Raw genomic sequence first — 14,032 nt, forward strand, 5'->3', positions numbered from 1 at the left:
TAAAAATGTAGGTTTTTGACAGTCTAATTTAGAAGTCCATTTATATTTTCCCTTTCATACGATATGATTTTCCAGTAATCTTGAAGACTTTAACATGGTGAACCAGACGATCAAGAATGGCGGCGGCTATTTCAGAATTCTGAAATAGCTCCCCCCATCGAGATAAGATAATATTTGTCGTAATCATTGTTGATTTTTTTTCGTAACGCATCGTTAATAGTTGAAAGAAGAGGTTAGCTTCAACTTTTTGAATTGGTAAATAACCTATTTCATCAATGATCAAAAGATCATATTTGGCATATCGTTTCAGAACACGATCGACGGTCCCTTTTTCAAAGGCAGAACGAAGACGTAAAAGTAATTCATGACAACTGATAAACAGCGTACGGTAGCCTTGATGACATGCTTCAATGCCTAATGCAATGACAAGGTGTGTTTTCCCTACACCAGGGTTTCCAATGAAAACTAAGTTTTCTTTTTTTTCCATAAAAGCCATATGTTTCAAGTCTAGAATCTCTTTTTTGTTAACGCTTGGTTGAAAGTTGAAATCAAATTCTTCAAGTGATGTCCGTTTGGGAAAGTGTGCGCGCTGGATGACACGTTCCACAGTCTGATTCGTTTGAAAGTCTAATTCTTGATTAGTTAATTCTAGAAGAGCTTCTGTTACAGAAAGCTCATCTCGATTGGCAATTTCAATATAGTTTGGCACATATTCTCTCATATGTTTTAAATTCAAGGCCTCTAGATTATTTAATAGTTTTTGATAGTTACTGCTCATTCGAAGGCACCTCCAGTAAATCATATTGCTTTAAACTTCGTTTAATATGTTCTTGGATGTCATCTTCTTCTTTGTGGCTCATGACATCTGATTTAAGTATCTGAACCAAATCTTCTTGGTTATAGTTCAATCTTTTTGTGGTAAGTGGGTGCGAACGAATCTGTTCTCCGTTATAATAAATGTGCACGTACTCTTCGTTTTCGGAAAGATCCAAGTCAACTTCTTTTCCGATATAACGAGGGTCTACAGAGTACCTACATTTGCGGAAAATGACCATTGCTTCCTTTGTGACTTTACGGCGAATAAAGTCTTCAAAATAAGGATTTAACAAGTCATCTTTTAGCTTATGGAGGTGCTCTTTTTCATTAATTTTCCAAAGTATATCAGGAATCTCGTCCGTTGCTTGAGACACTTCCGAATTTAATTCATCACAAAGTTCGTCAACGATTCGAATGAGGTCTGTCGAATCATAAAATTCATGATTGTAAACCCGTAACCGGTCCATTGTTCTGGCGAGAGCTTCTACGCTGCCTTTTGTTTGGGGGCGAAAAGGACGACAGACCATTGTTCTGAACCCTGCATCTTTACTAAAAGAATAGAAGCGATCGTTTAAATGAACCTGAGAGAATTGAGTTCGTGACCGGTCGACGACAGTTTTCATATTATCGAACCATATTTCTTCTGGAACACCACCGGTGTTATAAAAGGCATCATTCATGCACTCAAACAATGTATCTTGTTTACGATCAAAGGTAAGCGTAATAAATTTCTTCTTTGAGTAGGGCAATATATAAAGGAAAATATTAAAGCGGAAGACTTCTCCCTGACTGCTTATCAGTCGCATTTCTTCTTTCCAATCGATTTGTGCTGAAAGACCAGGCGTATATTCGACGCGTACCGTTGCTTTCTGTATCCGTTCTTTTTTCACTCCACGGCAATAGTCTCTAACAAGACTGTAACTCCCATCGAACCCTTTCTTTTGTATGAATTTGAAGATACTTTTAGCGGTACATTGATCTTCTAACTTAATATCTATGATTTGTTTGAATGAATCTAATTTACTCGGATATGTCCTCCTTGTTTTAGGTTTATTACCTTGTAACGCTTCTTCATACGCTGCTTTAACCGTACGATAGTCACATCCGTATTGTTCCGCTAACGCAGTATAATTGGGCTTTATGCCATCAATCATATGTTTTTTCACTCCTTCTCTGATATCTCTTCTCATTCCTATTCCACTCCAATTCTATAGGGGATAAGAAGAGTATATAAAAAATGTAGGAAAACCAACAATTTTACATTGTCATTTTCCTACATTTTATAACTGTTCTTTACATCCAAAATGTCTTCTTCTATAACACTCATCCTTAAGGATGCCCCAGAAACTTTCCATAGGTCCGTTATCAATACAATAGCCTGGTCTCGACATACTTTGTATAACCTCATTTCTCTTTATATATTCTTTGAACCAATGGGAAGTATACTGATAACCACGATCACTATGTATCAAGGTCTTATTTGGTAACAGTTGACCTTCAATTTGCTTAAATGTTTCAGCTACGAGGTGGTTGTTATTGGAAATTCCTAATTTCCACGCAATAATTTTCTTCTCACCATAATCCAAAACTGCACTCAAATAGGCTTTAGAGTGGTTATTGTATTTTAATTCTGTTACATCAGTTAACAGGACTTCATTTGCTTTATACGTTTTTTTGAATTCGCGATTTAACACATTTTCAGCTACATTTTGTGGTTTATGCGGTTTATAGTGGTATCGTTTCTTACGAATAACTGATTTTATACCTAAATGAGTCATTACTCTGTATACACATTTATGATTAGCTTTCTCCTCACAATAGTGATTCAAATAAATTGTCATTCTCCTATATCCATATATACCATTAACTTCTTCATTCACGTCAATAATTGTCTTCATGATATTATTTAAGCGTATTTCCTCAGCCGTCGGCTTTCGTTTTAACCACTTATAATATCCAGCACGACTAACCCCTAATACCTGACATAAAAGAGTTATTTTGAATCCTTTTTCTTTGAGGCAGGAGATGGTTTGAAATTCCGCTTCATATCGTGCTCTTTTAATATCGACCCTCTTTCTATCTCCTCGAGCTTTTTTAATACCGCATTCTCTGTTTTTAAGTACTCATTTTTAGCTTTTAAAGCAGCTATTTCTGTACGTAACTGTTCAGTTTCAGTTTGAATCGTAGAAGGTTTTCGGCGTCCTCGTCCATCTATTAGGCCTTCACTTCCATGTTTTTTTATATTTTTGAACCCATGAGTAAACGTTATTATAAGATACTTGATATTTTTTTGCTGTTTGCACATATGATAAGTTATTGGATAAACAATCCTTGACAATTTCTATTCGCTCACTGGTCGTTGTTTTTCTCATTTTCATAGTGTACACCTCGGGTTTCGTACTGTAACTCTTACTACTTTTACCCTCAGTATACTTCATTATCCAATAACTTACAGTTGATACAGCAGGAACATTGAATCTTAGTGTTAGATATCGAAGAGATCCCTCATCATTTAAATCAGCATTAACTACCTTTTGTTTAAATTCTTCAGAATATATATTATTTAATTTTCTAGGTTTCAAGGCCTCTAAACCATACTTTCGATATTTATTAACATATTGATAGAATATTGTATTATGTATCGATAACCCATACTCTTTTACCAAAGTTGGATAATTTATACCATCTTTGATGAACATCAGAATATATTTTTCTAACACATCTGCAGAATATATTTTTCTATTCATAAAAAAATCCCCTCTAAAGTAGACTTATTTTATTAAGTGTCTACTTTAGGGGGAGCATATCATTTTAGAAGTCATCAGTCCTATATATTGTAGAGCCAAAAAAAGAAACTTGACCTCACAATAGAGATCAAGTTTCTAGTTTAAAGTTATCTATCCACATCAAATGTCGAAGAGCCGCTTTTACTAGCCTAACTTTCCTAAGGGAAAGAAAAAGAAGTATTCCATATCTTAATTGATATAGAATGCTTCAAGGCTATTTATAGTTCTTATTCAATGATATAAAATCGATAACTAGTAGAAAATTTACTTTATTTGATTCACATAAAATATTTAACATAAAACAAATATCTGGCTGTATTTAAAGAAATTTCAAATAGCTATTGTAGCCAATTTTTTCAGTATCTACTTGCTTATCTCTTATTATATACGTTTTAATTTTTTAAATACTTTGCGAATAACTCCTATAAATCCAAGGTCTTTTAACATCTTTTTTCTACTTTTTTTTATATATATGGCAGTGTATTTATTTGTATACTTAGATAATTGATCTACAAAATATTTATAATTATTTTTTTCTACTGCTTTAGAATATTCTACGTGACTAGAATTTGAAATATTTTTTCGTAAATCTTGAACTTGCTTTCTGAACTGAGATAGATTTTGATTTGGTTTGACACGTTTTTTTGGTCTCCATTCTCCCGCTCTATCTGCCTCAAATAATCTATAGGCTAATTCATCGTGTGTATGACGATAATGTGATAATTGAGACTCAAAAATTTTTTCTTTATCCACTCTGTCCATAATTAGTCTGCCTTCAGACATTGCTGTTTCTATTAATGTTCTAATCTTATCGTTTCTTACTATTACGATATTTGTTCCTTTACTATCAGTAGTATATTCGGGTAACCAAGCATCGCCAAGAACTATATCAGCAGTTTCATTAAATACGTCATCTGTAAAATTCGAGGCCACAGGCTTAAATAATCCCCACCCCCAATTCTGTCCATACAATTCACTATTTGCCTTAATTATTGTGGATTCTTTACCATTAATAAGTCCAGTCATCTTTATACCATACCTATTAGCGGGCTTATCTAATAACTTATATCGAAAATCAATATCAATTAAATTTCCGGGCTTTATTCCAACTTGCCATGCCATTGATTCAGCAAATTTTGAACTTTTCTGGTGCCCACAAATTAACCCTACAGTATATTTTATTCTATCAGCTATAGTTTTATCTTGTTTAGCAAGCAAACGTATAGCATAAATAAAACTTGGAATACCAACTATTGCATATCTGCCAGGTATTTCTTTGACCTGTTTTATAACTTCAGAAAATTCTACAGGATAGTATTTGGTTTTAGCGCCAGCTTTAATCTCCTCTAAATTATAAGAAATATCATATTTAAACAGAATTTTATTTTGAGAACTCACATTTCGTTTTACATGAATAACGTAATCAATCAAATTATTATCGAATAATTCTTTGAAAATCCATGTTCCCATTCCACCAGAACTAGCTAATTCACGAAAGTCTCCTTCATTAACATGGCCGATAAGTAATGAATTATAAAAACCGATGCGCTCATCAAAATGTATTCCTTTTTGTTTCTTATATAATTCAGAAGAGACAATAGATTCATTAAACTCTGTGTTAAAATTTGGTGATACAAATTCTGCAGTTGCTGATAACTTTTTTGAGGGATCTAAAATTTTTTCTTCATATAAACCATAACTATTAAATTCCATAACTATATTTTCATCCACAACAGCCATAGAGCCACTTGCTTCACTATATTTTTTATTTATTAGAAAATTTTCGGTATCCATTCAGTACTCCTTTTTAATAACTAACTAGGTTTCCTTAAAATCAAGTTTCTCTCAAAATCATTAAAGCCTAATGTCCACATAGAAATAGCAAATGCAAAAGAGTAAATTAAGCCAAATACTATTAAGCTGATTATAGAATCGATGTGAACGAAGACGCTTATTAGAATACCGACAATCACTGGCATAATTAGTGCTGGAATAAAACTCAAAATTTCCTTCCAGAAGCTTTTAATATCAATCCCTATTACAGAGTGATTATACAAATTCATCAAAAGTCCATTTCCAATTATATAGGATAGTCCAGTTCCAATAGTGACTCCAATAGCTCCGTATTTCTGAGAAAGTGGTATAGAAATAAACACGTTCCCAACTGCCATACCCAGGTATAGCCATGATCTAAAGTGATGTTTATTTTTCGCTCTTTGAATTTCAATGCCTAAATTTTGAATTAAAGGTATAGTAATAGTAACCATCAAAATCACAGCTACATAATAAGATTCAGTGTAATTTGAACCTGCCCAAATACTAATAAACGATTTTCCAAAAAAAATAAACCCTAGGCAAACAAAAGACAGTAGTATAAATTGAATTCGTCCGACTTTTACAAAGAGATTGGTGATTTCAGAATCACTTGCATTATTGAATTCCATTCGATGTACTCTTGGTGTAAAAACCGAAGATATAGAGGTAGAAAGTTGTGTATAGTATGTATTCAAATTAGCTCCCACACTATAAATCGCAACAGCAGCCGTACCTTGATACCGGCCCAATATGGTTTTATCAACATTATTATTAATTTGGTCTACAACCATATTTATAAAAATGAAAAAAGAGAAATTTGACATTTCTTTAAATAATTCCTTATCAAAGTTTTTGAATGATATAACCATATCTAACCTCTTAAATGCGTATATCATCGTAATAATATTAATTACAATATTTACTACGGCCGTTCCGACTACCAAGCCTATCGAGCCAAATCCCATCAATAATAAGGGCAAATTTACTAAGGGTGTAGTGATTTGATTAGCAATTACCAACAAATATTGTACAACAAATCGTTCATTAGCTTGGATGTATGTAGTAAAAATTACTGTAACAAATGAAAATGCTAAATTAATATCAAGTATCAAAACTAGAATTCTAGCAATTTCAATTTCACTAGGTGTTAAACTAGGACCGAAAATTAAATCTATATTAAATGCTAGGATAATTCCAGCTATTACGGCCAAAACACCTAACCCTATAAATATCTCAAGAAACATTCCATTCAAATTCGCTATTTCTTGTCTATTACCTTTTTCCCTATATCTGGAGTAAAATCTCATATATGCGCTTCCAAAACCTAAGTTCAATACACCCAGATAAGCAATAATTGAGGCTGCAATATTATATAGACCATATTCACTTTGCCCCAATAAACGAATCATAATTGGTGTATACAAAATACCAACTACTATTTGTATAATTTTTGAGAAATATGACAACAATACTCCGCTCTTTAATTGATTAACTTTCAAACTCTTCATCTACTCCTCTATCTTTAATGCTTTATTTAAGTAGTTCAAAGAATTTTTATATTCTATTTCTAATAAGTTATCAGTATCAGAAAAATCAGTTTCAAACCAATTACCATCAAAATGTTTTTCAGACCTACTTTGCAAATTAAAATTTTCTAAAATAGTATTAATTCTAGAAAACATGGAATTTTTACCTTTTCTTTCATATACTACAAATGGAGTTTTAAATATGATAGAGAATACTACACCATGAAAAGAATCAGTTAAAAACAAGCTTGCATTATTAATATAATCTAAAAATTCACTAGGTCCGGTTGTATATGTATCCACTTCACTAATAACTCCCAAATTGATAATTTTCAAATTATTTTGTATGCTCAGTTTATCAATTAATTCTTTAACTTCATTATTTGGGCCTCCTAAAAAATATGTTAAGATATATGAGCATTCTGGGCGGTTTGCAGCTTTCTTACTGATTGATAGCCACTCATCGCGGTGCAAGAGCATGGTAGGATCAACAGAAACCGTTGCATCACGCCCTGATAATTCCTTAACTATTCTTGCTCCATCTTTTTCTCTAACAGAAATAAAAGCCATTTCCTTCAACCATTTTGAAAAATTAGCATGATAAGCTTTAGGAACTTCGCTGATACCAAAACTAGCTGCATATGATATTCTTTTTTCTTTTGGAGCAAATGTTAAAAAATCGATAAAAGATCCATCACGATAATTTGTATTCCAAACCTGATCACTACCCGTAATATAAAAATCATAATTTTTTAGTTTATTTAATTCCAGTTCCTGTTCTGAAATTGTAAAGAAACTTTCTTTAATATAATTATGAGTGAACTCTAAAAAATATTTTCGCCTTTTTAGTATTATGGCCTCTTTGTCACTCGGTGATAATTGTTCAGATTTATTTTTTTCGATTTTATTTAACTTCACATATAATCGTCGAAAATTCTCCATCGGTGAATTTTTCAAGAAATTTGTTATTCTTTCAATTATTCCACTTTTTTGTTGGTATAAATAATTAAAATTTGTATAATTTTTAATTGTTTCTACTTCGAAATTTTGTTTTTTTAGTACTTCTTGTAAGGCATAATTTTGTAACCTATTTCCGTAATTATTATAATCATTAATTGTTAATATAGCTATTTTTTTCATAACCTACTGCTCCCTTTATAAAGTAAAAATTAATTCCTATGTTTGACTGTATACAAGTATAGAGATGGATTAACAAAAAAAATAGTTCTCGATATAATTTGTTTGATTGTATAAAGTCGAATAATGTTTCCTGAAAAAACAAGCTTTTTAAAGTTCTTTCGGAATATTTTTATTATTTTGCTTTTTATATTTTTATAATGTTCAGATTTAATTGCTTCATTAAATACCACAATTATCTTTTCTATAACATAGACTCTAGCCAAAGATAAAATACTTTCTGTATAATGATTTAAATTTAGGTATTCTATTGCTGATATTCCCGCAGAAATTTGATCAATCTTCTTTAAAGTAAAAGGGGCATTTACAGCACTATCTATATTATCCATGTAATTATAATAGGTTTCACTTACAATTATTTTCTTATTTGCTAATGAGTGTGCCTGAACATTAAATAAATAATCTTCACTGTAGGAATAGTCTACATATCTTACATTTTTTATCAAATTACTTGAATAAATTTTGTTCCAATTATGGTTTGTAGTGTTCTTCCCTTTTAAATAATTTTCTAGAATAAGATTCTTATTTGTAATAATTTCGTTTTGCAATTCAAATTTTAAAATAGAATCATTGTTAATTCTCTTATAACCACATTCTACAATATCAGCTTTATAATTTTCTAAACATGCTACTAATTGTTCGTACATATTAACTTCTATAGTATCATCACTGTCTACAAAACCAATGATTTCCCCAGTCGCATGATCTAGTCCTAAATTTCTAGTCTCCGCAACTCCAGAATTTTGTTTAGAATAAATTTTTACTCTTTTATCTTTTTTATTCAAATTTTTTAAAATATCCAGAGTTTTATCTGTAGATCCATCGTTCACTACAATTATCTCCAGATTTTTATATGTCTGATTGATAATACTATCGATACATTGCTGTATATGTTTTTCAGAGTTGTAGACGGGCACTATAATCGAAACTTTTTTTATCTCCATTACTTCCTCGCATTCTTTCATATAAAAAACTGCCTATTTATTATGTTTGGTCTTCATATTTTGTGAAACTAGTCATTATACCAATAATAATCCAGAGTATAAATGAAAACCATACGGACGAAAGAACTAATGTAACTTCAAATCCTTGGTAAACAATAATCCCCATTAAATAACCTGCGGAAATTATAACTTTTTTGTTATTTTTATTCTTCCAAAAAGATTGCCAAATAAATAATAAAAATGATATAAAAGATATCAATCCTATGAAACCTACTTGCAACAATATCTGTAGAAATAAATTATGAGTAGTTAAAGTTGTATTTGTAAAGTCTTTTAATTCTGCACCAGCACCATATCCAAATAGTGGTTGTCTTGAAATTAATTCAAAAGCAGATTTCCAAAGAACTTCTCGTCCAGAATATAGTTCTTTACCAGTTATATCAAATGCGATCATATTTAACCTTTCAAAATTAGGTATAATATCAGAAGCATAAGGTACAATATATGTAATTAATCCGATAATCAATATAACTGAAATGAAATACATGTTAAATCTTAATTTTGACGCAGTGATTTTCTTCCAATAAAAAATTGTTACCAGTATAGCAACGATTGAGATTAAAGCTGTCCGGGAACCACTTAACAATACAATTAATAAGACTAATGAACACCATATTATTAGAGAACTTTTTTTAAAATTTTTCTTATAAAAAATAGTATACATTATAGAAAAGTATGACATGGTAAGAGACATCATCGCTACTCTATTAACATTTGCAATACCAAGTAAATTTATTTCTGTGGTCCCTGGTTGTACAACAAAATGAAACAATACTTCGCCAATTAGAACAATAAAAACAAATATATTAAAAAAATGCAAAATTTTTAAATTAGGCGCTCTCCAATAAAGATTTGAACATACGAAAAATAAAATAAACGCTAATAGTTGAAATAATAATACTTCGGGGCTATCATTTAGATTAAGTAGAAAAAGTATCAAATATAAGGCTATAGGAATTAGTAACTTTACATTACTAATATCAAATCTTGCAATCAATAGGTATATAAAAATGATTATAGCAATTGTACTTATAAACATTGTATATATAAATCCTGTTCCCAAAACTGGTGTTAATTCAATTAATGAAAAATATAAGATCAATATCCCAATTAAGGTAGTAAAAAATTTATCTAAGGAAACACGGTTCACACTTCTCATCCTAACTATTCATCCATAAATATTAACTATATTATGAATTTATTTTAATAATATAAGCCATTCTTCAACTATTTTATTAACTGAAAATTTTTTTGCCTTATCTGATGCATTACTACCCATAGTTTTTCTAAGGGTATAATCATTCATGATTAGCATTACTTTTTCTGTAAATTTCTGATAATCAAATTTTTCAATCAAAAATCCATCTGTTTTATCAGTAATTATTTCTGAAGGCCCTTCGGTTTTGTATGACACAACTGGTAACCCCATTTCTAACGCTTCAGTCACAACTAAACCAAATCCTTCAATAGTGGAAGGTAGCACTAACATAGAGTTCTGCAAGTAATGAGATTTGACATCGTCTGTTGACCCTAATACATTAACAGAATGTTCTAATTTATGATTTTTTAAATCTTGAACTAACCGTTCCATATCAGGACCATTTCCTACGATATTCAACTCAATTCTTGAACCACTTTGGGTAATAATTTTCATAGATTTAAGTAATAAATCTATTCCTTTAGTTAAATAGTAAATTCTTCCCACAAATAAAATACTTTTGTTAGTAAGTGGACTCTTCTCTATTGATTTAAAAGTCAAAGGATTATATATTCTTGTGGCTCTTATTTCGAAGGTATCTTCATAAATCTTTTTATCATGATCAGTTAATACAATTACTTCATCTAATTTAGGTAGTAATTGCCTATATGCATTTAATTCTCCCCAAAGCCATTCATTTTCAATTAAAAAATATCTCTCTACTGTATTATGCATCCACCCGATTTTTTTACTATTTAAATTTAATAAGCTAAGTATGCCAGATTCTCTTGGACTAACACCAATAATAACATCAAAATTGTACTTCATAAAAAAATTCTGATAATTCTTTATCTCATTTTTTGGAAATAACATCTTAATCAGTAAATTTTTATTTTGTACTAAATTTCTCTTTACGAATATTTTAGTTAATATCTTGTGAAAAATATAATCATTTTTTTTTCTTTTCAAAGACTTATCATATAGAAGATTTATGTCAGGATGTAAATTGTACAGTACTTTATCTGTATTTATTAACACTATAGATACATCTACTTCATCAATTTTAGCCAATTCATTGGCCAAAATTGAAACTATTTTCTGTTGACCCCCAATTTCAGCTAGGCTACTAGTTAGAAAGCATATTTTCATCTCAATAATGACCTCCAATTTTGGATTATTTTATTATATAATTTACTGCTTATAAACGTTGACAGGTAATTCAAAATGGATTCTGCGTTAAAGTCAAGTGATAAATTTTTACGATAATATTTTCTAGCAATCTTACGCTTTTCAAAGTATCTATTCAAAGACCCTAATAATCTATTTTGATGATAAATTAGTTTATTTGTTGTCAAAATTTGATGTTGTACATTGATTTCTTTTATTTTTTCAAAAATTTTTATGTGACCTGCAATCACTTTATCATAATTATTTGAAATACTATCTGTTTGAACATCATAATAAACCAGTTGTTCCGCAATTAAGATTCCATTGTATTTTGTTAATAATTTTAGATATAAATCCCAGTCCTGGCAACTTTCCATTTCAATATCTACGCCGCCAACATTGATATAAGCTTCCCGAGTAACTAATAAAGTGGAAAATCCACCAAGAATATTATTTATCATAATATCATTCAATGATAAAAATTTATTTTCAGTTATGTTTCGTTTTTGTTCAAACAAACAAGTAGAAAATTTTATATCTGCTGTGGAATCATCTAATAAAGCTTTCATTTGCTTTTCAATTTTAGTTTTATAAAAAGCATCATCACTATCTAAAAATGCTAAATATTTACCCGAAGCTTTAGCAACACCTAAATTTCTAGAATAATTTGCTCCATGATTTTTTTTTGAATAAATTCCAAAAACATTCTCATACTTAATTGCCAATTGTTCAATTTCTTCTACCGATCCGTCAGTAGAACAGTCATCAACAATTATTATTTCAATATTAGGATATGTTTGACTTAAAACACTGGCAATTGCCTGCTTTATTAGCGATTTTCTATTATAGTTTGGTATGATAACACTTACTAAATCCTTATTCATTTTAACCCTCTTTTGCACTATCTTTTATTCAGTTTTCTTTTATGTAGGTAATTATATAAACCATATGGTAAAAGAGCCACTAATAACGGTCTAATTGAATAAACATAATTCCATTTAGATAATTCTAGCTGATTTACAGCAAATAATTTAACTCTTACTTCATTTATTCGGTTTTTTATACTACGCCTTTTAAATGCTTCTTGGTCGTCTCTCATTTTGTACAATGGAACTTGAATGTTTGCTCCTTTATATCCGCTAGAATATAATTTTATCCATAGATGATAATCTTCTACTCTTAATAATTTATCATCTACTGTATATCCATCAACTTGATTATATGCCGATTTTTTTATAATTACAGGTGCATGGGCAAATGGTGAGCTTTTTACAAAGTCTGCCTTTTCAGGATATTCTTTTAAGTCACTTTGGCCCCAATCTCCTAGTTCATCAAAAAAGATCATATTGGAACTTACAAAATCAATATCTGAATGATTTTGCAAAAAAAGCAGCTGTGTTTCAAATCTATTTGGAAAAGAAATATCATCCGCATCCATTCTAGCTATTAGTTCACCTTGAGCAGCTTTTAAACATTTATTTAAAGTATAGTTTAACCCTTGGTTTTTTTCATTAAAAAGCAGTTTTACTTTATGACTATTACTTTTCTCTATTTTTTTTAATATTTCTAATGTGTTATCAGTGGAGCCATCATCGCAAATAACTACTTCAAAATCTTGAAAAGTTTGGTTCCACAGGGAATCTAGTGCTTCCGTTATTGTATTTTCACAATTAAAAGCCCCCATAATAACTGAAATTTTAACCATCTGGTATAACTCTCCTATCAACTATAATTTGAGACTTATCTTTTATACTCAGAACAATTCTGAATATATTTCATACATTTCTTTATTTACTAACTCGCTTGAATATTTTTCGGCAATTCTTTGATTATTTTTTGATATTTTTTTTAATTGTTTATTTTCTAAATTTAGTAGATTATTAATTTGCTTTGCAATTATTTCATAATCACCTGGATCATCAACCGTGAACCCTGTCTCCCCATTGTTCGTATAGTCTTTAATTCCTCCAATATTTGAGCTAATCAATGGTAGCCCTGCAGCCATTGCTTCCAAGCCTGCCAAACCCAAACCCTCTCTTTTGGAAAGAAACAGAGAAAAGTCTGAACCAGATAGGTACTCCTCTATATTATGTGTATAGCCAATAAAGTGGACATTATTCTCTAATTTATACTCACTAACTTTAGTTCGTAAGTAACTTTCCTGAGTACCTATACCGCATATTACATAATGCAGCGCATCATCTTGCATAATATTTAGTGCCTCGATACCTGCAATATGGTTCTTATTATTATTAAGTTCACCTACAGAAATCATTATTTTACTATCTGCTGAAATCTTTAATTTTTCTCTAAGTCTTTCTTTATTGTTTTTATTCAAAGATGCTTGGATTTTGTTAAAATCAATTCCTACTTATAGTGGACCCAAAAAGTTAGACTAAATTTTATGAGAGTTGACCGATTGGTCAGCTCTTTTTAATACATGCAATTTGGCTTAATTCCTGTTGTCGACAATACTTCTCATAAATTTCAATCTGTCAAGAGTAGTAGCGGAGCGACTCTTGA

General features: G+C 30.4%; 13 protein-coding genes. All 13 read right to left on the bottom strand.

Annotated features, from left to right (window positions below; genetic code table 11):
* Positions 1-40: 40 nt before the first annotated feature.
* The 13 genes from istB to AWM76_RS07325 all read right to left on the bottom strand — a co-directional run bounded on the left by istB (position 41) and on the right by AWM76_RS07325 (position 13,847).
* Positions 41-778 (bottom strand): IS21-like element helper ATPase IstB, encoded by a 738-nt coding sequence (istB, locus tag AWM76_RS07265; RefSeq protein ID WP_003141336.1) that lies wholly within the window; start codon positions 776-778, stop codon positions 41-43.
* Positions 768-2,006 carry an IS21 family transposase gene (istA, locus tag AWM76_RS07270; protein ID WP_060779370.1) on the bottom strand — a complete coding sequence of 413 codons (1,239 nt, stop codon included), beginning with the start codon at positions 2,004-2,006 and terminating at the stop codon, positions 768-770. The genes istB and istA overlap by 11 nt, the downstream gene beginning before the upstream one ends.
* 90 nt (positions 2,007-2,096) lie before the next feature.
* Entirely contained in the window at positions 2,097-2,915 is an 819-nt protein-coding gene (locus AWM76_RS07275; RefSeq protein WP_107127079.1) for an IS3 family transposase, read from the bottom strand.
* Between the two features lie 123 nt (positions 2,916-3,038).
* Positions 3,039-3,563, bottom strand: a complete 525-nt coding sequence (locus tag AWM76_RS07280) for a helix-turn-helix domain-containing protein (RefSeq protein WP_003141428.1) — start codon at positions 3,561-3,563, stop codon at positions 3,039-3,041.
* A 420-nt stretch (positions 3,564-3,983) separates the two neighbouring features.
* Complete coding sequence (locus AWM76_RS07285; protein WP_003141426.1) at positions 3,984-5,396, bottom strand: Coenzyme F420 hydrogenase/dehydrogenase, beta subunit C-terminal domain; 1,413 nt, start codon at positions 5,394-5,396, stop codon at positions 3,984-3,986.
* 20 nt (positions 5,397-5,416) lie between these two features.
* Positions 5,417-6,925, bottom strand: a complete 1,509-nt coding sequence (locus AWM76_RS07290; RefSeq protein WP_003141424.1) for a lipopolysaccharide biosynthesis protein — start codon at positions 6,923-6,925, stop codon at positions 5,417-5,419.
* Positions 6,926-8,083, bottom strand: a complete 1,158-nt coding sequence (locus tag AWM76_RS07295; RefSeq protein ID WP_003141422.1) for a polysaccharide pyruvyl transferase family protein — start codon at positions 8,081-8,083, stop codon at positions 6,926-6,928.
* A 29-nt stretch (positions 8,084-8,112) separates the two neighbouring features.
* Positions 8,113-9,105, bottom strand: a complete 993-nt coding sequence (locus tag AWM76_RS07300; RefSeq protein WP_003141420.1) for a glycosyltransferase family 2 protein — start codon at positions 9,103-9,105, stop codon at positions 8,113-8,115.
* A gap of 19 nt (positions 9,106-9,124) precedes the next feature.
* Entirely contained in the window at positions 9,125-10,294 is a 1,170-nt protein-coding gene (locus AWM76_RS07305; protein ID WP_039934846.1) for an O-antigen ligase family protein, read from the bottom strand.
* Positions 10,295-10,342: 48 nt separating this feature from the next.
* Positions 10,343-11,491, bottom strand: coding sequence for a glycosyltransferase (locus AWM76_RS07310; protein WP_003141416.1), 1,149 nt, complete (start codon positions 11,489-11,491; stop codon positions 10,343-10,345).
* Positions 11,488-12,393, bottom strand: coding sequence for a glycosyltransferase family 2 protein (locus tag AWM76_RS07315; protein ID WP_039934842.1), 906 nt, complete (start codon positions 12,391-12,393; stop codon positions 11,488-11,490). The genes AWM76_RS07310 and AWM76_RS07315 overlap by 4 nt, the downstream gene beginning before the upstream one ends.
* Before the next feature lie 17 nt (positions 12,394-12,410).
* Positions 12,411-13,214 carry a glycosyltransferase gene (locus tag AWM76_RS07320; protein ID WP_003141412.1) on the bottom strand — a complete coding sequence of 268 codons (804 nt, stop codon included), beginning with the start codon at positions 13,212-13,214 and terminating at the stop codon, positions 12,411-12,413.
* A gap of 48 nt (positions 13,215-13,262) precedes the next feature.
* Positions 13,263-13,847, bottom strand: coding sequence for a glycosyltransferase (locus AWM76_RS07325; protein ID WP_060779371.1), 585 nt, complete (start codon positions 13,845-13,847; stop codon positions 13,263-13,265).
* Positions 13,848-14,032: the final 185 nt, after the last annotated feature.

It is taken from the genome of Aerococcus viridans, assembly GCF_001543285.1.
In the GTDB taxonomy this organism is placed as follows: Bacteria; Bacillota; Bacilli; order Lactobacillales; family Aerococcaceae; genus Aerococcus; species Aerococcus viridans.

What these genes read in the sequence shown, in the direction of transcription:
- istB (WP_003141336.1), bottom strand. Translation starts at nt 778, where the DNA reads ATGAGCAGTAACTATCAAAAACTATTAAATAATCTAGAGGCCTTGAAT.
- AWM76_RS07310 (WP_003141416.1), bottom strand. Translation starts at nt 11,491, where the DNA reads ATGAAAATATGCTTTCTAACTAGTAGCCTAGCTGAAATTGGGGGTCAA.
- AWM76_RS07295 (WP_003141422.1), bottom strand. Translation starts at nt 8,083, where the DNA reads ATGAAAAAAATAGCTATATTAACAATTAATGATTATAATAATTACGGA.
- AWM76_RS07280 (WP_003141428.1), bottom strand. Translation starts at nt 3,563, where the DNA reads ATGAATAGAAAAATATATTCTGCAGATGTGTTAGAAAAATATATTCTG.
- AWM76_RS07290 (WP_003141424.1), bottom strand. Translation starts at nt 6,925, where the DNA reads ATGAAGAGTTTGAAAGTTAATCAATTAAAGAGCGGAGTATTGTTGTCA.
- AWM76_RS07300 (WP_003141420.1), bottom strand. Translation starts at nt 9,105, where the DNA reads ATGAAAGAATGCGAGGAAGTAATGGAGATAAAAAAAGTTTCGATTATA.
- AWM76_RS07320 (WP_003141412.1), bottom strand. Translation starts at nt 13,214, where the DNA reads ATGGTTAAAATTTCAGTTATTATGGGGGCTTTTAATTGTGAAAATACA.
- AWM76_RS07285 (WP_003141426.1), bottom strand. Translation starts at nt 5,396, where the DNA reads ATGGATACCGAAAATTTTCTAATAAATAAAAAATATAGTGAAGCAAGT.
- AWM76_RS07315 (WP_039934842.1), bottom strand. Translation starts at nt 12,393, where the DNA reads ATGAATAAGGATTTAGTAAGTGTTATCATACCAAACTATAATAGAAAA.
- istA (WP_060779370.1), bottom strand. Translation starts at nt 2,006, where the DNA reads ATGAGAAGAGATATCAGAGAAGGAGTGAAAAAACATATGATTGATGGC.